Origin of the sequence: Mammaliicoccus sciuri (assembly GCF_002901825.1) — a bacterium.
Taxonomy (GTDB): Bacteria; Bacillota; Bacilli; order Staphylococcales; family Staphylococcaceae; genus Mammaliicoccus; species Mammaliicoccus sciuri.
This window is the reverse complement of record NZ_PPQD01000026.1, coordinates 152,537-176,809: the sequence shown is the minus strand read 5'-3', so window position 1 is coordinate 176,809 and position 24,273 is coordinate 152,537. Positions and strand designations below refer to the sequence as shown.

Below are 24,273 nucleotides of genomic sequence, written 5' to 3'. Positions count from 1 at the left end.
GGATATTATGAAAATTGCAATTGATATAGGTGGCACATTTATTAAAGCTGGTGCAATTGATAACCACCACACAATACATAGTTATCAAAAAATTGAAACACCACATAATAAAGATGGGGGTATAGTTGAAGCGGTTAAAGAGATCGTGGAATCATATACAAAAGAATTTAACTTAAATAAACCTGAAGTTGGTATTTCTACTGCAGGTGTCGTTGATTCACATAAAGGTGAAATTACATATGCTAGTCCGACGATACCATATTATAATGGTACAAATTTTAAACAATCATTAGCAGATATAGCTAGTAATGTAGCAGTTAATAACGATGTATCATGCGCGTTACTTGGTGAATTGTTAACATTTGATAGAGAAGTTAAATCGATATTTTTAATGACGATTGGTACGGGTATAGGTGGCGCATATTATGAAAATCAATTATTAGAAGGTGAAAAGTATAGAGCATGCGAAATAGGCTATTTATTATATGACAAAGAAACGAATACAACATATGAGGATAGGGGTTCAACAACCGCTTTAAAAAGATTAATCAGTGCCAATTATAAAGAAGATGTGCAAGTCGAGAAGTTGTTTGATTTAGCGTATCAAAATGATGAAAAAGCTCAAGATATCCTTTATCAATGGGCTAAGCATGTAGCAGAAGGTATTGCGCAAGTACAAATTATGTTTGATCCAGAAATTATACTTATTGGAGGAGGAATTTCTCAACAAGAAGTAAGACTATTATCATTGATAGAACCATTTATCGATGATTATTTACCAACTGATTATGGTCATGCCAAAATTGAAGTCACTTCAAAGGGAAATGATTCAGCTTTATATGGTGCGATTTCTAGTTTATAAAATAATTGTTAACTTATAATTTACATTGGTTAACAATGTGGTATAATATCGTTATCTTATATTAGGAGTGAAAAATTTGAAAACTAAAGATATCGTTATTATAGCAATGTTTACTGCTTTTATTTCAGTATTAGCATTTATACCACCAATTCCATTACCATTTATGCCGGTACCAATCGTTCTACAAAATATTGGTATCATATTAGCGGGATGTTTATTAGGATATAAAAGAGGTACATTAAGTGTTATCATCTTCTTATTACTTGTTGCAACAGGACTGCCATTATTATCAGGTGGTAGAGGCGGACTAGGTGTATTCTTTGGACCATCTGCTGGTTATTTATTTGGCTACCCAGTTGTTGCATTTCTAATTGGATTCTTTATAGATAGAAAGTGGAAAGAGATCTCGTTTACATATGCGTTAACAATTAATATTGTGATTGGAGTTCTATTACTCAATTTAATTGGCGGATTTGTGATGGGTGAGTTTATGAATATTTCAATCGCTAAAAGATACATATTAGCAGCAACGTTTTTACCAGGTGATATTGTTAAAGCAATATTAGCAACTATGTTATTATTTAGCTTGAAGAATGTACCCGAAATAAAACGATTAAGAAATACTTAATGAGGTGAATAACGATGGTTTCATTTAAAGATATAGAAACAGATGGAAAGGTTTTGACTGAAACAAATAGATATATACATTATCAAACATTGGATAAACGTATTCAGTATGATTCTAACAAAATTGTATATAAAGAAATGCCAGACTTAGATACGTTTAAAGCAGATGAAGCAATGTTGAAAGAAATCCATCAAAAAAATAATCAGCCTTTTCTTAAATTTGTCTTTCCTGAAAATGAAACAATCGATATTGAATTAAGAGAATATTTGAAATTACAAGGTTATGAAACAGGTTGGTTAGAATTATATATCAATGCTGAGAAGAACTTTGAAAGTGATGACAATCAAGAGGTTGAAGTTGTTCTAACGAATGAGGATAACATTGTTGATTTCTTGAACGTATCATATGAACAAGATGAAGCATATGGCAAAGACTATGCAGATCTTAAAGTTGAATTAAATAAAGAACAATTACATAGTGATAATCCGATTCAAGTATTATCTTATTATAAAGGTAAGCCTGCAGGTATGTTGCTTATATGGATGAATGAGAAATATGTAGAATTAGATAGCTTTGGTGTTCGAGAAATATATAGAAGGTTAGGTATAGGAACGAAAATGCAAGCCTTCGTAGCAGAAATCGCTAAAGATAAACCGATTATTCTAGTAGCAGATGGTGAAGATACAGCTAAAGATATGTATAAAAGACAAGGTTATATTTATAGTGGATTTCAATTTGAAACGTTAAAAGAATACAAATAAAAACAGGTGAGACAGCAAATGATGTCTCAACCTGTTTATTTATTGTTAGGATTCATTTTGTATTCTATAAGTGTGGCTATATACATTAAAGCTGCCATCTCTTATAAATCCAACTGCCGTTATATTTAAATCATGTGCTAATCCAATTGCTAAGTTAGTTGGTGCTGATTTAGACAAGATGATGCCGACACCAATTTTAGATGCTTTGATTAATATTTCCGAGGAAATTCTTCCACTAAAAATGAGTACTTTATTTCTGATTGGAATGTCATGTTCTATACAATAACCATATAATTTATCTAATGCGTTATGTCTACCAATATCAGATCGATGCAAATAAAAGTCATCTCCATCACTTATTGCAGCATTATGCAAACCACCTGTTTCTTTGAAAATCTTACTTTCTTCATGTAGTTTATCCATCATAGTTATAATTTGTTGAGGTGTAATGTTTATTTTAGATTGTGACACTTTAGCTGTTACGGCATCGTTATTAAAATAGAAAGCTCTACTTTTACCACAACACGACGAAATCATGCGTTGTGTATTTTTTTTGAAATTGATATCAATTTCTTTTGTGAGCTCTACATGAGCAAAACCTTTAGAATCATCTATTGAAATAGATTTAATTTCAGATTTCTTCTTAATAACTCCTTCAGATGCAATAAAGCCGAGCACGAGTTCTTCTAAATGTTTAGGTGAACAAACGATTGTTGCAAATTCTTCTCCATTTATAATAATCGTAATAGGAAATTCTGTTGCGTAGCTATCCGTTGTCTCTATAAATTGATCATTTTGGTATTTTAATATTGGAAGATTGTAAGTCATATTTTGCTTCATAATGATTCCCCATTTAAATAATTGTTTAATAGGTTTATTTTACTTTGTAACCTATGAATAATAAAGTGAAAGCACTTTCAAAATATATTGTGATTTCATATAATAAATGTAAGTGAAATCATGGAGGGTTAAATATGGGTAAGACAAAACATCAAGGTCCTATGAAGAAAGATTTAAAGCCAGCACCAGAATTTTGGGTGAGTCCAATACCTTTTGGACTAGGAAAAGTAAAGCCTAAACATATAAGAGATACAATGAAAATTGTTTGGGATAATAAAGATAATTTAAATTACGCTAAAAATATTATCACTAAAGGTGTCTGTGATGGATGTGCATTAGGTGTATCTGGATTAAGTGATCAAACTTTAACCGGTCCTCACATGTGTACAACACGATTTAATGTTTTAAGATTGAATACAATGCCAGAAATTAAACCAGAAATTTTGCATCAAGATATAGATGAATTGAGAAAATATAATAGCACAGAATTAAGGCAATTAGGTCGTATTCCTTATCCAATGATGAGACGAAAAGGTGATCGTAAGTTTATCCGTATTTCTTGGGAAGAAGCGATGCAAACAATAGCTGAAAAAATGAAATCATTGAATCCAAGAAATTATGCATTTTATTTAACTTCAAGAGGGATTACGAATGAATCATATTATGTTGCAGGTAAGGTCGCGAGATATTTAGGTGCTAACAATATCGATAATGCTTCTAGAATATGTCATTCACCTAGTAAAACAGCGATGAAACGTTCAGTAGGCGTTGGAGCTTCAACAGCGAATTACCAAGACTGGATAGGTACAGACGTGTTACTGTTTTGGGGAAGTGTAGCATCTAATGCTTCACCTGTTTCAACTAAATATATGCTTGAAGCAAAGAAAAAAGGAACAAAAATCATCGTTATCAATCCATATAAGGAACCAGCAATGGATAAATATTGGATTCCATCTGTGGCAGAATCAGCATTATTTGGTACAAATGTCGCAGACGAATTCTATCAAGTCAATATTGGTGGTGACATTGCATTTATGCACGGCATTATGAAACACTGGTTTGAAATGGAAGAACAGGCATACGGTTCTGCAATTAACCATAAGTTTGTTGAGGAACATGTTACGAACTATGAAGAACTTAAAGAAACAGTCGAGAAGCAGTCGTGGGAAGACATTGAACAATCAAGTGGTATTTCTAAAGATCAAATTTATAAATTAGCGCTTGAACTTGCCAATGCCCAAAATGCTGTATTTGCCTGGGCACTAGGATTAACGATGCATGAGTTTGCGACGGATAATATATCTCAAGTATGTAATTTAGCTTTATTAAGAGGTTTCTTAGGTAGAAAGCACAGTGGTCTAATGCCGTTCAGGGGACATTCTAGTGTGCAAGGTACTGGAGAAATGGGCTGTGATCCATTTGTATTGCCAGGCGGTGCATTTGATGGAGAAAATAAAAAGCGTATTGAGAAGTTATGGGGATTTGATATTGCGGATTGGCAAGGTGATACTGTCGGTGTAACGTTGGAAAATATTATGTTACCAGATGATCATGAGCGTAAAATTAAATGTTATTACATGTCCGGTGGGAATTTCTTAGAAACAATGCCTGACCCAACATTTATACAAAAAGCTTTAGAAAACTTAGAACTTAGAGTACATCAAGATATTATATTAAATACATCTACTTTAGTTGATGCGAAAGAAACCGTTATTGTATTACCTTCGAAGACACGTTATGAGCAAGATGGTGGCGGTACGTCTACTTCAACAGAACGCATGGTTTACTACTCACCAGTAATTGAAGGGAATCAAAATAGAATAAAAGAAGCAAGATCAGAATGGCAAATATATATTGATTTAGCTAAACGTGTTAAACCTGAACAAGCACATTTAATTGATTTTAAAGATGGTCAAGCTATTAGAGAAGAGATTGCAAAATCAAATCCAGATTATGATGGTATCCAACATTTAAGAAATCAAGGAGACGTCTTCCAGTGGGGGGGCGCTTGGTTATGTGAAGATGGGATTTGTCCAACTGAAGATGGTAAAGGTCATTTAATTAGCGTAGATATTCCAGACTTAAACAGACAACCTGATGATTTCATGTTAACGACTAGAAGAGGTAAACAATTTAACTCAATGGTATATGGTGATTATGAATCCTTTAACCATGGTGGAAGATATGATGTATTAATGAATAAAGAAGATGCTGATAGATTAAGCATCGCTGAAGGGGAAGGTGTTGTATTGCATAATGGTTTCGGCGTATTTCAAGGTGTCGCAAAATATGTAGATATCTTAAAAGGAAACATTGAAGTCTACTTCCCTGAAGGCAACTATTTATTACCTAGAGGTAGATACGAGAAATACGCTAAGATTCCAGATTATAACATTACAGTCAAAGTAGAAAAAGCGGACAGATTTAACGCCAAAAAAGATAGAGACTATTATGAAAAACCGATTAAAGATTTAGAAGAAATACCGATGCAATAATAGATAGGGAGTATCCTCAAATAAATAAGGATATTCCCTATCATTACATATTTCACTATACTTTAAGAATAATTTGTGAAAAAATGTATAAGAGTCTTACAATAGTATAGATAAAGGTGTAAATTAAGTTTGTACATATCTAAAAAGGAAGGAAAGAAGTCATGAAAAGATTTTTAACATTAGTCTTTGCTTTGTTACTTGTATTAGCTGGTTGTAGCACAGAATCTAACCAAGATAAAGCTAAAAAAGAAACTGAAAGCAAGACGTTAACAGTATCAGCAGCAGCAAGTTTGACAGATGTTTCTAAAGCTCTAGAAAAAGAATTTAAAAAGAAGCATCCGAATACCAATATTAAATTCAATTATGGTGGTTCAGGTAGTTTACGTAAACAAGTAGAAGCTGGTGCAGATGTAGACGTATTAATGTCTGCAAACACTTCTGATGTTGATAAATTACAAGATAGTAAAAAAGTTAAAGAAGTTTATGATTACGCTAAAAATAAATTAATTATCATTAAATACGAAAACTCTAGCATCAAAAATATTAAAGATGTTAGTGCGCCTAACAAAGTCGCAATTGGTGAAGAAAAAAGTGTACCAGCAGGTCGCTACGCTGTAGAGTATTTGAAAAAAGAAGATCTATATAACGGCATGACAAGTACATTTGTTTTCGCAAAAGATGTTAAACAAGTATTAAACTATGTTCAAAAAGAAAATGCAGAAGCAGGATTTGTATACGCAACAGATATGTATAAAGGTAAAGATAAAAAAGTCGATAACGTCGTTAAATTAGCAGATGCACCTTTAGATCATCCAATTACTTATAGAGCTGGTCTTGTTACTGACAAGAAAGAAGCTAAAGAATGGTTTGAATTCTTAAAATCAAAAGAAGCAAAAGAAATTCTTAAAGAATATCACTTTGAAGGATAGGAGATAACGCTATGCCAGACTTAACACCACTATGGATATCAATTAAAGTAACAATTATCAGTACAATCATTGTTTGTATCCTAGGTATTATTCTGGCAAAGCTGATGCTCAATTATAAAGGTAAATTAAAGCCTGTAATCGAAAGCATCATTATGCTTCCAATTGTATTACCACCGACAGTTATGGGTTTTATACTCCTTATTGTATTTGGTAAAAATAAATTTTTTGGACAATTTTTATCTGATGTATTGCATATCAATGTGATTTTTACGTGGGTAGGTGCGGTGATTGCAGCGATTATTGTAAGTTTACCGCTTATGTACCAACATGTAATGAATGGATTTCAATCTATTAATCCAAAGATGCTAAACTCAGCAAGAACGATGGGCGCTAGTGAAGGGAAAATTTTTAGAACGATTATTTTACCGTTATCAAAACAATCCATTTTCTCTGGTGTAGTAATGAGTTTTGCTAGAGGGTTAGGAGAATTTGGTGCAACGCTCATGATTGCTGGCTATATTCCTGGTTTAACGAACACATTGCCATTAGAAATTTATTTCTTAGTGCAAGCTGGTGAGGAATACAAAGCATGGTTATGGGTTATTGTACTTATCGCATTTGCAGTTTGTGTGATTAGCTCACTTAATATATTAAATCAAAAGAATCATAAATGGGAGTAGATATGGATGATTGATATATCAATTAAAAAGTTAATCAAAGACAGAACGATATCATTAAATATCCAATCTGATACTCCGAAAATTTATGCGATAGTTGGACGATCAGGTATAGGTAAATCTACATTATTGAACATTATTGCAGGACTTACAGAAGCGGAAACTTGCAGAATAGAAATTAATCAAAAAGTGCTCAGTGATCAAAAGCATGTGATTAAAGTGCAAGATAGAAATATTGGCTATCTGTTTCAAGATTATCAACTTTTTCCACATAAGATAGTTCATGAAAATATTCATTATATGATTGAGCCTAATAAAGAGACAGAGCAATTGATTAAACATTTACGTATAGAAAATTGTTTAAATCAATATCCATCTACTTTATCTGGTGGAGAGTCACAAAGAGTTGCATTATGTAGAGTATTAAGTGTCAAACCTAACTTATTACTATTAGATGAACCATTTTCAAGTTTAGATGATGAAACAAAAGACGAAGGTATGGCATTAGTAAAGTCCATTTTCAAGACTTGGCAAATACCGATCATACTTGTGTCCCATTCTAAAAAAGAAGTTCAAATTTTAGCAGATGAAGTTATCGAAATTAATTAACAGTTAATTGTAAGGTGAAAATAAATAATATGTCCGAAGCCTCAAACAAAGATCAACACTTTGTTTGAGGCTTTTTTGCGCAAATAAAGGAATGTAGGGAATTCGTCATGTTGTATAGGTAATCCCCTAATACATAAACATTGTGAAAAAAATTACAATTGATATAGATAATTAAGGGCAAATAATAGGAGGTTCTAACTATGTCTAAGTTAGGTTTGAAATTCTTTAAGCCAACCGAAAAATTTAATGGAAATTGGTCTATCTTAGAAGAAAAAAGTAGAGAATGGGAGAAAATGTACAGAGAAAGATGGAGTCACGATAAAGTTGTCAGAACGACTCATGGTGTAAACTGTACAGGCTCTTGTTCATGGAAAGTGTTCGTGAAAAATGGTGTGATTACATGGGAAAATCAACAAATTGATTATCCTTCTTGTGGACCTGATATGCCTGAATTTGAACCTAGAGGATGTCCGCGTGGTGCTTCTTTTTCATGGTATGAATATAGTCCATTACGTGTGAAATTCCCTTACGTTAGAGGTAAGTTGTGGAAACTTTGGAAAGCTGCTTTAAGTGAATACGGAGATCCTGTTGTCGCTTGGGCATCCATTGTTGAAGATGAACAGAAAGCTGAAATTTATAAAAGTGCACGCGGTAAAGGTGGACATGTTCGCGTAAATTGGAGAGATGTTACACAACTCATCGCAGCACAAATTATATATACTGTGAAAAAATATGGTCCAGACAGAATTGCTGGATTTACACCTATACCGGCTATGTCCATGATTAGCTATGCTTCAGGTGCGCGTTTTATATCGTTATTAGGTGGGGAAATGCTTAGTTTTTATGATTGGTATGCTGACTTACCACCTGCTTCACCACAAATATGGGGTGAACAAACGGATGTACCTGAATCAAGTGATTGGTATAACGCCGGTTATATTATTATGTGGGGATCGAATGTACCATTAACGCGTACACCAGATGCGCATTTTATGACTGAAGTAAGATATAAAGGTACTAAAGTTGTGTCTGTCGCACCAGACTATGCTGAAAATGTAAAATTTGCTGATAACTGGTTAGCACCAAATCCTGGTACAGATGCAGCATTAGCGCAAGCTATGACACATGTCATTCTTCAAGAATATTATGAAGATAAACAAGAAGAAATGTTTATCAACTATGCAAAACAATACACTGATATGCCTTTTATCATACAACTTGATAAACATGGAGAAGGTTATAAAGCAGGTCGTTTCTTAAGATCAAGTGATTTAGGTATGGAAACAGAACATGCAGAATGGAAACCAGTAGTTTACGACCAAAATAGTGAACAACTTGTCATACCTAATGGAACGATGGGACAAAGATATGAAGAAGGCGTTAAATGGAACTTAAATTTAGTAGGTGAAGATGGAAAAGAAATAGATCCAGCTCTATCTTTTAAAGACCATGATTCTAAAGTGATCACAATTCAATTTCCGTATTTTGATAATGATGGAAATGGTATTTTCGAAAGACCTATTATCGTTAAAGAAATCGAAAATAAGGACGGAGAAACAATTTATATCGCGACAATATACGACTTAATGACAAGTCAATATGGCGTAAGAAGATTAAATCATCCACTTGAAGCATCAAGTTATGAAGATGAAAATTCTATGTATTCACCTAAATGGCAAGAAAAAGTAACAGGTGTTAAATTTTCAATAGTGACGCAAGTGGCAAGAGAATTTGCGCAAAATGCAGTTGATACAAATGGTCGCTCAATGATTATTATGGGGGCAGGTATCAATCACTGGTTTAACTCTGATACAATTTATCGCTCTATATTAAACCTTGTTATATTATGCGGATGCCAAGGTGTAAATGGTGGCGGATGGGCGCATTACGTTGGTCAAGAAAAATGTCGTCCGATAGAAGGTTGGTCAACGATTGCTTTTGCGAAGGATTGGCAAGGACCACCTAGACTTCAAAATGCAACAAGTTGGTTCTACTTTGCAACGGATCAGTGGAAATATGAAGAGTCTGGTGTTGATAAATTACAGTCACCATTATCAAATGAATTGAAACATCAACATCCAGCTGATTATAACGTATTAGCTGCACGATTAGGATGGCTACCATCATATCCTCAATTTGATTGTAATAGCTTATTGTTTGGAGAAGAAGCGAAAGATGCAGGGGATGACTCAAATGAAGTGATTCTTCAAAGGGCAATTGAATCAGTAAAATCTAAAAAGACTAAATTTGCTATAGAAGACCCAGATGCAAAGAAAAATCATCCAAAAACATTGTTTGTATGGCGTTCAAATTTAATCTCTAGTTCAGCAAAAGGACAAGAGTACTTTATGAAACATTTATTAGGTACTAAATCAGGTCTATTAGCAAATCCTAATGAAACAGATAAACCAGAAGAGATTGTTTGGCGAGAAGAAACAACCGGCAAATTAGATTTATTAGTTGCGCTAGATTTTAGAATGACAGCAACACCGTTGTATGCAGATGTCGTATTACCGGCAGCAACATGGTATGAAAAACATGATATATCTTCTACTGATATGCATCCATTCATACATCCGTTTAACCCTGCAGTTGACCCATTATGGGAATCAAAATCAGACTGGGATATTTATAAAACGTTAGCAAAATCTGTTTCTGATTTAGCGAAGACACATATGAAAGGCACATTTAAAGATGTTGTGACAACACCTTTAGCGCATGATTCTAAACAAGAAATTTCAACACCTTACGGAATTGTTAAAGATTGGTCTAAAGGTGAAATTGAAGCAATACCTGGTAAAACGATGCCTGGTTTCGCAGTTGTAGAAAGAGATTATACAGCTATATACGATAAATATATATCAGTTGGACCGTTGTTAGAAAAAGGTAAAGTCGGTGCTCATGGTGTAAGTTTCTCAGTTAAAGAGCAATACGATGAATTAAAGATTATGTTAGATACGTGGGAAGATGACACTGTTAAAAATGGCCTTCCTAGAATGGATACAGCACGAAAAGTAGCAGATGTTATATTGAATGTTTCATCAGCTTCAAATGGTAAAGTATCACAAAAATCTTACGATGACTTAGAAGAACAAACGGGGATGACATTGAAAGATATTTCTAGTGAACGTGCATCAGAAAAAATAACGTTCCAAAATATAACAGCACAACCGAGAGAAGTTATACCGACAGCAGTATTCCCTGGTTCAAATAAATTAGGCAGAAGATATTCGCCATTTACGACAAATATCGAACGTCTTGTCCCTTTTAGAACGTTAACAGGTAGACAAAGTTATTATATTGATCATGAAGTATTCTTACAGTTTGGCGAGAACTTACCAATCTATAAACCAACATTACCGCCAATGGTATTCGGTACGAAAGATAAAAACATAAAAGGTGGCGTAGATACATTAGTATTACGATATTTAACGCCTCATGGTAAGTGGAATATTCACTCAACTTACCAAGATAATTTGCATATGTTGACGTTATTTAGAGGTGGTCCAACTGTTTGGATTGCGAAAGAAGATGCAATGGCGAACGACATTCAAGATAATGATTGGTTAGAAGTATATAACAGAAATGGTGTTGTTACAGCTAGAGCAGTTGTATCGCATAGAATGCCTAGAGGTACGATGTTTATGTATCATGCACAAGATAAACATATTGAGACACCTGGATCAGAAATTACAGATACTCGTGGTGGTTCACATAATGCACCTACACGTATTCACTTGAAACCTACGCAATTAGTAGGCGGTTATGCACAAATAAGTTATGGCTTTAATTACTATGGGCCAATTGGAAACCAAAGAGATGTATATGTTGCGATAAGAAAAATGAAGGAGGTAGATTGGCTTGAAGATTAAAGCGCAAGTAGCTATGGTTATGAATTTAGATAAATGTATAGGATGCCATACATGTAGTGTCACATGTAAAAGTACATGGACAAATAGACCGGGCGCTGAATATATATGGTTTAATAATGTTGAAACAAAACCTGGTATCGGTTATCCGAAACGTTGGGAAGACCAAGAAACTTATAAAGGTGGTTGGGTACTCAACAAAAAAGGAAAATTAGAATTAAAGTCAGGTAGTAAACTATCTAAAATTGCATTGGGTAAAATTTTCTATAATCCTGATATGCCAGAAATGAAAGATTATTATGAACCGTGGACATATAATTATAAACATTTAACAACAGCTAAAGAAGGAAACCATTCTCCAGTAGCAAAAGCAGAATCTGTTATTTCAGGTAAAAAATTAGATATTAAATGGGGACCAAACTGGGAAGATGATTTAGCTGGTGCTCATGTTACAGGACCTACTGATCCTAACATTCAAAAAATCGAAGAAGAAATTAAATTTAACTTCGACCAAACATTTATGATGTATTTACCAAGACTGTGTGAACATTGCTTAAACCCAAGTTGTGTTGCATCATGTCCATCTGGTGCAATGTATAAAAGAGATGAAGATGGTATTGTACTTGTCGATCAAGATGCATGTCGTGGTTGGAGATATTGTATGACAGGTTGCCCTTATAAGAAAGTGTATTTCAACTGGAAAACGAACAAAGCAGAAAAATGTACATTCTGTTTCCCTCGAGTTGAAGCCGGGTTACCAACAGTATGTTCTGAGACTTGTACAGGTCGTATGAGATATTTAGGTGTATTACTCTATGATGCTGACAAAGTTCAAGAAGCAGCTTCTGCAGAAAACGAAAAAGACTTATATCAAAAGCAACTTGATCTATTTTTAGATCCATTTGATGAAGATATTATTCAACAAGCTGAAAAAGATGGTATTTCACAAGATTGGATTGAAGCTGCACAAAATTCACCAGTATATAAACTGGCAATAGAATATAAATTAGCATTTCCTTTACACCCTGAATATCGAACATTGCCAATGGTATGGTATTGCCCACCATTAAGTCCGATTATGAATTACTTTGAAGGTAAAGATTCTATTAGAAATCCAGATATGATTTTCCCAGCTATCGAAGAAATGAGATTACCCGTTCAATATTTAGCGAATATGTTAACAGCTGGTGATACGAAGACGGTTAAAGAAGCATTGCAAAAAATGGCCATGATGCGTATTTATATGAGAGCTAAATCAAGTGGTAAAGATTTTGATATTTCAAGACTTGAACGTGTAGGACTCACTGAAAGACAAACGAAATCGATGTATAGATTACTCGCGATTGCTAAACATGAAGATCGTTTTGTTGTACCGACATCACATAAAGAAGGTTATATGGATACTTATAGAGCACAAGGTAGCCAAGGTTATGGTGGCGAAATGTTTGGCTCAAATTGTGATGGTTGTGGTGTTCAAGGATTATCAGAACAAAAATCCGGACAAGAAATATACAATGAGAACTTCTATGGAGGGATTTTCCGTGATTAATTTAGATGCATTATATCAACTTAAAGAAAGCTTTGGTTTCTTTAGTAACCAGTTAACTTATCCAGAAAAGCTAGACTTTCATCCTAAAGCATTTGATAAAGCTTTCGATACCAATCATCCTGCCTATCACGAAATTAAACAATACTGGGAAAATATGCATGATATTTCTTTAGATGATATTCAAGAAGTATATACAAGAACATTTGATTTTGAAAAAAAGACGACGTTATATATGACGTACAATAAACTAACAGAACAAAAAGAACGAGGTCAAATGCTTGCAAGATTAAAAGTACTTTATGAAATGTTCGGGCTAGAAATGCCTCAAAATGAACTATCAGATTTTTTACCACTTATGCTTGAATTCTTATATGCTGCTGAGTGGAGAGGCGACAGTCGTGCACAAGAAAGTTTAACGCTTGTTGTGATGGTCATTGAAGATGGAACATATGAATTGCTTCAAGCATTAGGTAAACAAAACAGTCCGTACTTTCATTTGATTAAAGCAATTAGAGAAACGTTAAAATCATGTGTAGTAGAGCAAGAGAAGGTGATCAACGGTGATTAATCAATTTATATGGGTTATCTATCCTTATTTATGTATCGCTATTTTTATTATTGGTCATTTATTTAGATTTAAATATGATCAATTTTCATGGACAGCAAAGTCTAGTGAGTTTATTGAGAAGAAACAATTGATGTGGGGAAGTGTTTTATTTCACTTAGGTATTATTCCAGTTATATTCGGACATGTAGTTGGTTTAGGTGTACCTGCAGAATGGCTAAGTAGTGTCGGCGTTAATGATCATTTATATCATATCGGCGCAGTTTATATTGGGAGTATTTTCGGTATTGTGACATTAATCGGTATGGTCCTCTTAACAGCTAGAAGAATCACGAAACAAAATGTAAGAAGGTTAAGTTCAGCATCGGATATTATTGTAAATATATTATTGTTAGTTATCGTGTTGATGGGTTGTATCTCGACGTTATGGACGAACGCGACAACACCAGACTTTGATTATAGACAAACAATTTCTGTTTGGTTTAGAGGCTTGTTAATCTTTAAACCGGATGTTGCTTTAATGAAAGACGTCCCTTTAACATTTAAGGTACATATTATTTTAGGATTCTTAATCACAAGTTTATGGCCATTTACGAGATTGGTACATGTTTGGAGTGTTCCACTTAATTACTTTAGTAGAAGTTACATTATTTACAGAAAACATAAAACGAATTAAACTATAAGTAAAAGCGAGGTGTTTAAAATGTCTAATGATTTTGATTTTCAGGTACAGTTGGATCTTATTCGTAGTACTTATGGTGTTGATTTTGTCGGATTAGCAATGACTTCTGAAAACGCTGCTCACTTTCATATAAAATGGCAGTATGTATCTGGAAATTTAAATCATAGATATCAAAACATCGTATTAAGAAGCGGAAGAGGAATAGCAGGAATTGTTATCAAAAGTGGGAAACCTGTTAAAATTCATGATTTGAAAGAAAGTCCCTATCATGATCACCCCTTTAACTATCCGATCGTACAAAGTGAACAATTAACATCATTGCTTGCGATTCCATTATGGAAAAAATACCGAGTTTGTGGTGTACTCTTGCTCGGACAACGTGATGAAAAACGATTTCCTGAAATAGATATGAATGATTTTAATCGCTTTGGACCATTTTATGGAAAGGACATGATGAATGTATGAGTTCAGAAGATGCTTCAATATTGATGGATATATTAAAACAATACTATGAAAAAACGAGCGAAATGATTGTGTTTTTAAATAGTAAAGGACAGGTTATTAATATGAATGAAGCTGCCCGAAAAGTAATCTCTGAAGACAATCAATCATCATTGACACATGCCATTTGTAGTAGGTGTGAAGGTTATTCAAATGAATATGCCTTACAATCATGTAGAGACTGCTTTTTAGAGTCTTCAAAGATTGGCAACACAAGCTTTCAAGTGTTTATGCAGACGAATAGCGGGACTGTTGAACCTTTTACAGCGACTTATCAAACGATTAGTCAAGAAGACGATGTTAAAGTATATACATTACAAAATGTATCACCACAAATTGAAAGACAACAGAAATTACATCAGCAAACGATGATCCAAAAAACAATATCCGCACAAGAAAACGAGCGTAAAAGAATTTCTAGAGAATTACACGATGGTGTTGTTCAAGAATTGCTTAATGTCAGTGTTGAACTTAGATTATTGAAATATCAGAATGATATTGACGAATTGAAGCAACAATCTCAACATATTGAAACGTTAATGTCTCGATTAATCGATGATATTAGAAACTTATCTTTAGAACTAAGACCTTCATCATTAGATGATCTTGGATTAGACGCAGCATTCAAGTCATATTTTAAACAGCTTGAGAAAAATTTCGGTTTCCATGTTCACTATCATTATGATTCGTCTATTAAACGTTTTAATACGGAAATAGAAACGGTCGTATATAGAATTGTACAAGAAGCAGTGTTTAATGCATTAAAGTATGCTAATGTGGATAGTGTTGATGTACATATGTCTTGTGATGGAAATGAAATAGAAGTTGAAATTGCTGACCAAGGGAATGGATTTGTATTAGGTAGTCAGCCAAAAGGTTCAGGACTAGGTATATATGGTATGAAAGAACGAGCTGAAATCGTTGGCGGTAAAATCAATATCGAAAGTAAACTTAAAAAAGGTACAAATATTAAATTGAATGTACCAATAGCATAAATGGTGGGTGGTATATATGAACATCGTAATAGCAGATGATCATGCAGTGGTGAGAACAGGCTTTTCAATGATTTTAAATTATCAAGAAGACATGGAAGTTGTTGCGACAGCTGCAGATGGTATAGAAGCATATCAAATGGTTGCAAAACATTCACCAGATGTATTGATCATGGATTTAAGTATGCCACCTGGTGAATCGGGATTAATCGCAACTGGTAAAATATCAGATGACTTTAAGCAAACTAAAATATTAATATTAACAATGTATGATGATGAAGAATATTTATTTCATGTATTAAGAAGTGGTGCTAAAGGATATATCTTGAAAAATGCACCAGATGAAGAATTAATACATGCTGTAAGAACAATATATAGAGGCGATATGTATATTGATTCTAAAGTCACAAGTTCACTTGTGAATGAACTTTTTAATCATCAAGATAACAGTGATCAAAGTACTTCTGATCCATTTAAAATATTATCTCAAAGAGAACTAGAAATCTTACCTTTAATTGCAAAGGGCTATGGTAATAAAGAAATCGCGGAGAAATTATTTGTTTCTGTCAAAACGATTGAAGCACATAAAGCGAGAATTATGGATAAACTTGGTTTAAAATCGCGCCCAGAATTAGTTGAATATGCTATGAAGAAAAAATTATTGGACTTCTAAAATGAAATTGACCTGATAAATTTTTGGCTCAAAAGCCTCAATTTATCAGGTCTTTTTATGTTTTTTTAGTGTATTGAATTTATAAATGAATATAGGGATTTTCCATGTTTCAATAAGGGGATATCCTTATGTGCACTTTTTCACAAATGACCTACAATAATATTGGAAAGATTATACATAAAGATTAATTTCGAAGGGTGAAAAACATGAGAAATAACTTAGGAAAAGTTCAACTACCACTCCAAACCTTTAGTTTAATGGCAGGATTTATGGTTTGGAGTATACTCGCACCTTTAATGCCTTATATTACACAAGATATAAGTGTTGAAGAAGGTCAGAAAGCTATTATTTTAGCAATCCCCGTTATTTTAGGATCAATATTAAGAATACCGATTGGCTATTATACGAACTTGTTAGGTTCTAGATTGGTATTTTTAGTGAGTTTTATTATTTTATTGTTTCCAGTATTTTATTTAAGTCAAGCACATTCAACTACAGGATTGATGGTTGCAGGATTCTTTATTGGTCTTGGTGGTGCAATCTTTTCAGTAGGTGTTACATCTATTCCTAAATATTTTCCAAAAGAAAAACATGGTTTTGCGAATGGTATTTATGGAATGGGTAATTTAGGGACAGCCGTATCATCATTTTTAGCGCCTCCAATAGCAAGCATTATCGGATGGCAACATACTGTTCAACTTTATTTAATCGTATTACTTATCTTCGCAGTATTAATGTTTATCTTTGGAGATAAGGAAGAACATAAAGTCAAAATTCCAATGATTTCACAAACGAAACAAGTTATCAATAACTATAAACTTTACTATTTTAGTTTCTGGTATTTTATTACGTTTGGTGCATTTGTTGCATTTGGTTTGTTCTTGCCAAACTTTTTAGTGAGTCATTTTGAAATTGATAAAGTAGATGCTGGTATTAGAACAGGTATCTTTATTGCAATCGCAACATTACTTAGACCAATAGGTGGTATGTTAGGAGATAAATTTAATGCTTTAAACGTATTGAAAGTATTCTTTATCGGTTTAATAGCAGGTGCAATCGTACTTTCAATATCACATCATCTCATCTTGTTTACAATTGGATGTTTGACGGTAAGTGTTTGTGCAGGTATTGGTAATGGAATTGTATTTAAACTTGTACCAACATACTTCACAAAAGAAGCGGGTGTTGTAAACGGAATTGTATCTATGATGGGTGGACTCGGAGGCTTTTTCCCACCATTAATTATAACGTTAGTAACGAGTTTGACTGGTTCAAATCATTTAGCATTCTTTATGCTTGCTATATTTGGTGTGATTGCACTTATCACAATGATGCATATGACTAAAATAGAAAGAAAGTATCTATAGTTGTTTGTCTTTAAAAATTAAGAAGGCTGGGACAATGTATTGTCTCAGCCTTACAATTAATTGAGGATAAAAGCGTTTAACTTTATAATAGAGTTAAAGAGATTCGTGAAAGGTTGATATAAATGAACGAACGTTATTCTCGTCAAATTTTATTCGATAAAATTGGAGAACAAGGTCAAGAAAGAATTGAACAAGCGAGTGTCACAATTGTAGGCATGGGTGCACTTGGTACGCATGTTGCTGAACAGTTGACTAGGTCGGGGATACAGAGACTCAATATTATTGATCGAGATTATGTTGAATCGTCAAACTTACAAAGACAAACATTATTTATAGAGAATGATATTAAAGAAATGCTACCTAAAGTTGTAGCTGCAGAAAGACATTTAATGAAAATTCGTGAAGATATTACAATAAAATCTTATATTGCGCAATGTGATGCAAAGTTATTACATGAAGTAGCGCGTTATTCAAACATTATTATTGATGCGACAGATAATTTTAATACGAGACAAATTATTAATGATTTTGCGTACAAGATGAATATTCCGTGGATATATGGCGCATGCTTAGAATCTACTTATGTTCAAGCGACTTTTGTGCCTAAAGAAACACCTTGCTTGAACTGTGTATTACCACAATTGCCAGTGATTAACCGAACTTGTGACACAGTAGGCGTGATAAATCCAGCAGTAACAATGGCAGCAAGTTTACAAGTTGCAGATGCACTTAAAATATTGGCTGGTTATTCATTTACACCTAAAATTACGTACGGTGACGTTTGGTTCGGTGAACATCAATCATTTGGATTTGAACAAATGAAACAAGACTATTGTGAGACTTGTGGAGCAGAACCAACTTATTCAAAATTATCAAATTCAGACAAACAACTAACTGAATTATGTGGTCGTCATACTGTTCAATATATAAACGAGAAGCTTAATCGACCAGCTATTGAAAAGTTTGTTGCTCAAAATGGATTATTGCATCGTTCTAATGCGTATATGATTCAGTATTTATACGATGACCATCGTGTCGTAGCATTTAATAATGGTAGGTTATTAATTCATGATTTGGATTCTGTAGAAGAAGGCAGACAGTTTGTTGAGAATATGTTTGGATAGGAGTTAAATCGATGAGTGTAGTTAATAGAATAGATCGTCTTATAAATGTGGCAGTTTTAACCGTAAGTGATACGAGAAAGAAAGAAACAGATAAAGGTGGACAACTTGTTCAACAATATTTGAAAGATCTCAATGTTGAAATTAAAGAAGGCCATTACCAAATTGTTAAAGATGATGTCACTGAAATTCAAACACAAGTAAATGAGTGGCTTAATAATGATGTTGACGCCATTATTACAACTGGCGGTACAGGTATTAGTCAAAGAGATGTTACGATCGAGGCGATTAAGCCTTTACTAGATAAAGAAATTGAAGGATTCGGTGAGATATTTAGATATTTAAGTTATACAGAAGATGTAGGTACGAGAGCGATACTTTCTAGAGCAATTGCAGGTACAGTAGGGCATCAAGTTATTATTTCAATACCGGGTTCTACAGGTGCAGTTAAATTAGCAATGGAAAAGCTCATAACTAAAGAATTGAATCATTTAGTACATGAGCTTAATAAATAACTATTGGCGTTTGAAGTCGCCATTTTTGCCACCAGTCTTATAAGATAAATATGTTTCACCAATAACCATGCCTTTATCAACGGCTTTACACATATCATATATTGTTAAAGCTGTAACACTTGCAGCAGTTAAAGCTTCCATTTCTACACCCGTTTGACCTTTCGTCTTAACGGTTGCTGAAATGTTGATTGTGTATGGTTGATCTTTATCCCATTCGTAAGAGATATCGATGCCTGTTAATTGAAGTGGGTGACACATAGGTATCAATTGGCTTGTATTCTTAGCAGCCATAATGCCTGCAATTTGTGCTGTGCCAAGTACATCGCCTTTTTTATTTGTTGCATTTTTTATTTGATCATAGATTGTTTGATTTACTTTAATACTTGAGTTTGCAATTGCGATACGTGTGCTTGTTTCTTTATCTGAGACATCGACCATTTTTGCATGGCCTTGCTCGTTAAAATGTGTAAATTCAGACAAAATCATCATCCTTTCTAAAGATATTATAACATGTAAGTTTAAATAAATTGATAGGGAGTGTAGACAATTGACAGTTGAAATGAGAACACCTATACCAGTAAAAGAAGCAATTGAACGTGTTATTAAAGTAGTAAAGCAGTTAGAGACAGAAACAGTATCAATAAATGAAAGTTTAAACTATATACTTGCTGAAGATATTCAAGCAACTTATGATATTCCTCGATTTAATAAATCACCTTACGATGGGTTTGCAATTAAAAGCGCTGATTCTAAAGGGGCATCAGGAGATAATAGAATATCATTTAAAGTTGTAGATCATATCGGTGCTGGAACAGCTTCAAATGTGACTTTAAATAGTGGAGAAGCGGTACGTATTATGACTGGCGCACCTATACCTGAAGGTGCAGATGCAGTTGTAATGTTTGAACAAACAGTGGAAACAGAAACAGGATTTACCATTCGTAAACCATTTACGGAAGGTGAAAATGTCGCGTTTCAAGGAGAAGAATGTAAAGAAAATGAATACGTCTTACATAAAGGTCAACGTATTAATAGTGGAGTTATTGCAGTGTTGGCAACATTTGGCTACGAAACTGTTAAAGTATCCAAGAAGCCAACCGTTGCAGTCATAGCAACAGGTAGCGAGTTAGTTGGACCAAATGAGCCATTAGAACCAGGACAGATTAGAAATTCAAATGGTCCTATGATTGAATCGTTATGTAAAGAAGTTGATATCGAAGCTACTACATACAAAATTCAAGAAGATAACTTACAAGGTTGCATTGATATTGTTGAAAAAGCAATGTCACAACATGATATCGTGATTACAACTGGTGGCGTATCAGTAGGAGACTTCGACTATTTACCGAAAGTGTATGATGCAATTGGTGCAACAGTATTCTTTAATAAAGTGCAAATGAGACCTGGTAGCGTAACAACGGTTGCTTGCAAAGGTGAGAAGTTGTTGTTTGGTTTATCGGGTAATCCATCAGCTTGTTACTCAGGATTTCATTTGTTTACTAAGCCAACCATTCTAAAAATGATGTCTGCAGATGCTATATACCCGGTCATAATAGACGCGAAGTTGAATGAAGACTTTAAAAAAGCTAACCCATTTACGAGATTTATAAGAGGTAAATTATCATTCACTTCACAAGGTGTTTATGCTGAACCATCAGGATTTAATAAATCTAATGCGGTTGTAGCGATTGCTAAAAGTAATGGTATGATTATTTTACCTGGTGGAACAAGAGGCTATCAAAAAGATGACGATGTGAAAGTTCTATTAACGGATCATCAGTCATATGAAAGTCAATTAACACTATGAAGATATTACAAATAGTTGGCTATAAAAATAGTGGTAAAACAACATTAATAAATGAATTAATTAAAGAATGTCGCAGTCAGCAATTAACAGTATCTACAATTAAACATCATGGGCATGGTGCAGACGAAATTTCTTTAAATCATAAAGAAGTAGACAGTTTAAAGTTTATAAATAGCGGTGCTAAAGAAAGTATCGTATTGGGTAAACAGTTAATAGAGAGAGTAACATTTGAGGAGAAGTCATTACAGCAAATAATAGATGAAGATTTGTCTATTGAGCCTGATGTACTACTAATTGAAGGATTTAAGCATGATCATTTTCCAAAAGTACTTTTAACGAAGCAATCTGAAGATTTGGAACAAACGCTACAAAATATCGTATATCAGTTTGATGCGTTTAATCTTGAAGAAAAGAAAGACTTTATAGTTTGGTTTGAAAATTGGTTGAAAAAGTAGGTGTTGAAGTGAAACAATTTGAAATCGTCAATGATCCAATAAATCCTGAACAATACAGAAACTGGACACTCAATGAAAAGCAAGGTGCAGTCGTTGTCTTTACAGGACATGTCAGAGAATGGACAAAAGGCATTAAAACGGAGTACTTAGCTTATGAGGCTTACATCCCAATGGCAGAGAAGAAATTAGCTCAAATAGGTGATGAAATTAAAGAAAAATGGCCAGGTACAATAGTTGCAATTGCACATAGAGTTGGTGAATTACAAATATCAGATATAGCTGTTGTCATCAGTGTATCTTCACCGCATAGACAAGATGCTTATAAGGCGAATGAATATGCAATTGAAAGGATTAAAGAAATCGTACCAATCTGGAAAAAAGAAATATGGGAAGATGGTGAAGAATGGCAAGGCAGTCAAAAACAGTACCATTCTTCTATTCAAATGGAGGGTGAATAATGAAAGTATTGTATTTTGCTCATTTAAAAGAAATAATAAACATAAATGAAGAGCAAATAACTCTTAACCAAGACTACTCTGTGTTAAACTTTAAGCAATATTTAGTTGAGAAGCATCCAGAGTTAAAGGATGAAACTTTTCAAGTTGCTGTAAATGAGGAATTCGTGCAAGATTCAAGTGTTATAACAGACCAAGATGTTGTTGCATTGATTCCACCAGTTAGTGGAGGGTAAAGAGAAAATGATAGCAATAGTTCTAGCTGGCGGTAAGTCCAGTAGATTTGGTTCACCAAAAGCGTTAGCGACAATTAATGGAGAAGTTTTTTATGAAAAAATCATTCAAACTTTAAATCAAACGAATTTATTTGAAAAAGTTGTGATTAGTACGAGTGAAGAATTGAAAGATTCATTCAATCACCATGATGTTGTCGTAGATTTATCAAAGTACAAAAATAATGGTCCTTTAGGTGGGATATATAGCGTGATGCAAAAACATGATTCGGAATGTTATTTTGTGATTGCTTGCGATACACCTAAAATTACCGAAAAAGCGATTAGTCATTTGTATCAATTTTTTATTTCGCGTGTAATGGAAGAACAGCTAGATATTGCTGGATACGAAGCAAATGGTAAAAAAATGCCGACGTTAGCATTTTATAGTCATCGTGTCGAAGCGGACATTAAAGAAGCGTTAGACCATGAAGCCTTTAGAATGAAAGAAATATACGAAAAGAAACCTTCACAATGGTTAGATGTATCAAATGTGAAAGATTCAACTAATTGGTACCAAAACATAAATTACATTGAAGATTTAGAAAAAGCAGAGTCTTAACGATTGTATAGGTAGAGGGGGCGTTACGATGCATCAACCTATCAAAGATAAATTAGGAAGACCAATTAGAGATTTAAGAATATCCGTTACCGACCGATGTAATTTTCGCTGTGATTACTGTATGCCAAAAGAAATTTTTGGAGATGATTACGTCTTCTTACCTAAAGAAGAATTGTTGAGTTTTGAAGAAATTACGAGATTATCTAAGTTATACAGCACACTTGGTGTAAAGAAAATTAGAATTACAGGCGGAGAGCCGCTTCTAAGACGAAATCTATATGAGCTTGTAGAAGCTTTGAACAAAATAGAAGGTATTGAAGACATCGGACTAACAACAAATGGTATGTTGTTAAAAAAACATGGATTGAATTTATACAATGCAGGACTACGTAGAGTGAATGTAAGTATAGATGCAATGGATGATGAATTATTTAAATCGATTAATAATCGTCAAATATCCGCTTCTCAAATACTCGATCAAATAGATTATGCAGTGAGCATAGGTTTAAAAGTTAAAGTGAATGTCGTAATCCAAAAAGGGGTGAACGACCAAGAAATACTACCACTTGTTGAGCATTTTAAAGAGAAAAACATTATCGTAAGATTTATAGAATTTATGGATGTAGGTAATGATAATGGGTGGAATTTTGATAAAGTCGTCACTAAGAAAGAAATGTTAAATATCATTTCTTCAGCCTATGATGTAGAACCAGTAGAAGCCAATTATTTTGGAGAAGTTGCAACATACTATCGCCATAAAGATAATGGCGCACAATTTGGTTTGATCACGAGTGTATCAGCATCGTTTTGTTCATCATGTACACGAGCAAGAATTTCATCTGATGGTAAATTTTATGGTTGCTTATTTGCTGAAAAGAATGGCTATGATATAAAATCAGAGCTAAGAAGCGGTAAGACGGACGAAGAATTATTAACCATATTAAAGTATTTATGGAATATAAGAGATGACAGATACTCAGATGAACGAACAGCAGCTACTGTAGCTAGACGAAAGAAAAATAAAATTAATATGAACTATATAGGTGGTTAGATTAAAAGTTAGGGACAGAATTCTGAGAAATGTCTC

General features: G+C 33.7%; 25 protein-coding genes. 23 read left to right on the top strand and 2 right to left on the bottom strand.

Features of this window, described 5'->3' with window-relative positions; all coding sequences use genetic code 11:
- Positions 1–7 precede the first annotated feature (7 nt).
- The 3 genes from CD035_RS08210 to CD035_RS08200 all read left to right on the top strand — a co-directional run bounded on the left by CD035_RS08210 (position 8) and on the right by CD035_RS08200 (position 2,251).
- On the top strand, positions 8–862 hold the full coding sequence (locus CD035_RS08210) for an ROK family protein (RefSeq protein ID WP_048541134.1): 855 nt from the start codon (positions 8–10) through the stop codon (positions 860–862).
- A 76-nt stretch (positions 863–938) separates the two neighbouring features.
- Positions 939–1,490 carry a biotin transporter BioY gene (locus CD035_RS08205; RefSeq protein ID WP_048541132.1) on the top strand — a complete coding sequence of 184 codons (552 nt, stop codon included), beginning with the start codon at positions 939–941 and terminating at the stop codon, positions 1,488–1,490.
- Positions 1,491–1,504: 14 nt separating this feature from the next.
- Positions 1,505–2,251, top strand: a complete 747-nt coding sequence (locus CD035_RS08200) for a GNAT family N-acetyltransferase (RefSeq protein WP_048541130.1) — start codon at positions 1,505–1,507, stop codon at positions 2,249–2,251.
- Between the two features lie 45 nt (positions 2,252–2,296).
- Here the strand turns inward: CD035_RS08200 and fdhD are convergent, their stop codons facing one another.
- Positions 2,297–3,091, bottom strand: coding sequence for a formate dehydrogenase accessory sulfurtransferase FdhD (fdhD, locus tag CD035_RS08195; RefSeq protein ID WP_048541128.1), 795 nt, complete (start codon positions 3,089–3,091; stop codon positions 2,297–2,299).
- Between the two features lie 134 nt (positions 3,092–3,225).
- Here fdhD and CD035_RS08190 point away from each other — a divergent pair, with 134 nt between their 5' ends.
- From CD035_RS08190 to CD035_RS08125, 14 genes are all read left to right on the top strand, one after another.
- Complete coding sequence (locus CD035_RS08190; protein ID WP_048541127.1) at positions 3,226–5,586, top strand: FdhF/YdeP family oxidoreductase; 2,361 nt, start codon at positions 3,226–3,228, stop codon at positions 5,584–5,586.
- A 161-nt stretch (positions 5,587–5,747) separates the two neighbouring features.
- Positions 5,748–6,515 (top strand): molybdate ABC transporter substrate-binding protein, encoded by a 768-nt coding sequence (gene modA / locus CD035_RS08185; protein ID WP_037589049.1) that lies wholly within the window; start codon positions 5,748–5,750, stop codon positions 6,513–6,515.
- Between the two features lie 11 nt (positions 6,516–6,526).
- Complete coding sequence (modB, locus tag CD035_RS08180) at positions 6,527–7,195, top strand: molybdate ABC transporter permease subunit (protein ID WP_048541125.1); 669 nt, start codon at positions 6,527–6,529, stop codon at positions 7,193–7,195.
- A 6-nt stretch (positions 7,196–7,201) separates the two neighbouring features.
- A complete protein-coding gene (locus CD035_RS08175; protein WP_048541123.1) occupies positions 7,202–7,801 on the top strand; it encodes an ATP-binding cassette domain-containing protein in 600 nt (199 codons plus the stop codon).
- 200 nt (positions 7,802–8,001) lie between these two features.
- On the top strand, positions 8,002–11,673 hold the full coding sequence (locus CD035_RS08170; protein ID WP_048541121.1) for a nitrate reductase subunit alpha: 3,672 nt from the start codon (positions 8,002–8,004) through the stop codon (positions 11,671–11,673).
- Complete coding sequence (gene narH / locus CD035_RS08165) at positions 11,663–13,219, top strand: nitrate reductase subunit beta (protein ID WP_048541119.1); 1,557 nt, start codon at positions 11,663–11,665, stop codon at positions 13,217–13,219. Before CD035_RS08170 ends, narH begins: the two co-directional genes overlap by 11 nt.
- Complete coding sequence (narJ, locus tag CD035_RS08160) at positions 13,212–13,787, top strand: nitrate reductase molybdenum cofactor assembly chaperone (protein ID WP_048541117.1); 576 nt, start codon at positions 13,212–13,214, stop codon at positions 13,785–13,787. The genes narH and narJ overlap by 8 nt, the downstream gene beginning before the upstream one ends.
- Complete coding sequence (narI, locus tag CD035_RS08155; protein WP_048541115.1) at positions 13,780–14,460, top strand: respiratory nitrate reductase subunit gamma; 681 nt, start codon at positions 13,780–13,782, stop codon at positions 14,458–14,460. The genes narJ and narI overlap by 8 nt, the downstream gene beginning before the upstream one ends.
- Positions 14,461–14,487: 27 nt before the next feature.
- Positions 14,488–14,931 carry a nitrate respiration regulation accessory nitrate sensor NreA gene (gene nreA, locus CD035_RS08150; RefSeq protein ID WP_048541113.1) on the top strand — a complete coding sequence of 148 codons (444 nt, stop codon included), beginning with the start codon at positions 14,488–14,490 and terminating at the stop codon, positions 14,929–14,931.
- Positions 14,928–15,962 (top strand): sensor histidine kinase, encoded by a 1,035-nt coding sequence (locus tag CD035_RS08145; RefSeq protein ID WP_048541111.1) that lies wholly within the window; start codon positions 14,928–14,930, stop codon positions 15,960–15,962. Before nreA ends, CD035_RS08145 begins: the two co-directional genes overlap by 4 nt.
- 16 nt (positions 15,963–15,978) lie before the next feature.
- Positions 15,979–16,632: a nitrate respiration regulation response regulator NreC gene (gene nreC / locus CD035_RS08140; RefSeq protein ID WP_048541110.1), complete on the top strand. Its 654-nt coding sequence runs from the start codon at positions 15,979–15,981 to the stop codon at positions 16,630–16,632.
- Between the two features lie 206 nt (positions 16,633–16,838).
- Complete coding sequence (locus CD035_RS08135; protein WP_048541108.1) at positions 16,839–17,999, top strand: nitrate/nitrite transporter; 1,161 nt, start codon at positions 16,839–16,841, stop codon at positions 17,997–17,999.
- 122 nt (positions 18,000–18,121) lie between these two features.
- Complete coding sequence (locus CD035_RS08130) at positions 18,122–19,123, top strand: ThiF family adenylyltransferase (protein WP_048541106.1); 1,002 nt, start codon at positions 18,122–18,124, stop codon at positions 19,121–19,123.
- Positions 19,124–19,134: 11 nt separating this feature from the next.
- Complete coding sequence (locus CD035_RS08125) at positions 19,135–19,635, top strand: MogA/MoaB family molybdenum cofactor biosynthesis protein (protein ID WP_048541105.1); 501 nt, start codon at positions 19,135–19,137, stop codon at positions 19,633–19,635.
- Here CD035_RS08125 and moaC read toward each other — a convergent pair whose 3' ends face one another.
- Positions 19,636–20,115 carry a cyclic pyranopterin monophosphate synthase MoaC gene (gene moaC, locus CD035_RS08120; protein ID WP_048541103.1) on the bottom strand — a complete coding sequence of 160 codons (480 nt, stop codon included), beginning with the start codon at positions 20,113–20,115 and terminating at the stop codon, positions 19,636–19,638.
- Between the two features lie 67 nt (positions 20,116–20,182).
- On the opposite strand from moaC, the gene CD035_RS08115 reads away from it, so the two are divergent.
- From CD035_RS08115 to moaA, 6 genes are read left to right on the top strand one after another with little or no spacing between them, the layout of a single operon-like run.
- On the top strand, positions 20,183–21,442 hold the full coding sequence (locus tag CD035_RS08115) for a molybdopterin molybdotransferase MoeA (RefSeq protein ID WP_048541102.1): 1,260 nt from the start codon (positions 20,183–20,185) through the stop codon (positions 21,440–21,442).
- The gene (gene mobB, locus CD035_RS08110) at positions 21,439–21,897 is read left to right on the top strand and encodes a molybdopterin-guanine dinucleotide biosynthesis protein B (RefSeq protein WP_048541100.1); all 459 of its coding nucleotides are present in this window, start codon (positions 21,439–21,441) and stop codon (positions 21,895–21,897) included. The genes CD035_RS08115 and mobB overlap by 4 nt, the downstream gene beginning before the upstream one ends.
- 8 nt (positions 21,898–21,905) lie before the next feature.
- Entirely contained in the window at positions 21,906–22,355 is a 450-nt protein-coding gene (locus CD035_RS08105; protein ID WP_048541318.1) for a molybdenum cofactor biosynthesis protein MoaE, read from the top strand.
- Entirely contained in the window at positions 22,355–22,588 is a 234-nt protein-coding gene (moaD, locus tag CD035_RS08100; protein ID WP_048541098.1) for a molybdopterin converting factor subunit 1, read from the top strand. The genes CD035_RS08105 and moaD overlap by 1 nt, the downstream gene beginning before the upstream one ends.
- 7 nt (positions 22,589–22,595) lie before the next feature.
- Complete coding sequence (gene mobA, locus CD035_RS08095; protein WP_048541095.1) at positions 22,596–23,186, top strand: molybdenum cofactor guanylyltransferase MobA; 591 nt, start codon at positions 22,596–22,598, stop codon at positions 23,184–23,186.
- Positions 23,187–23,214: 28 nt separating this feature from the next.
- The gene (gene moaA, locus CD035_RS08090; RefSeq protein ID WP_048541093.1) at positions 23,215–24,237 is read left to right on the top strand and encodes a GTP 3',8-cyclase MoaA; all 1,023 of its coding nucleotides are present in this window, start codon (positions 23,215–23,217) and stop codon (positions 24,235–24,237) included.
- Positions 24,238–24,273: the final 36 nt, after the last annotated feature.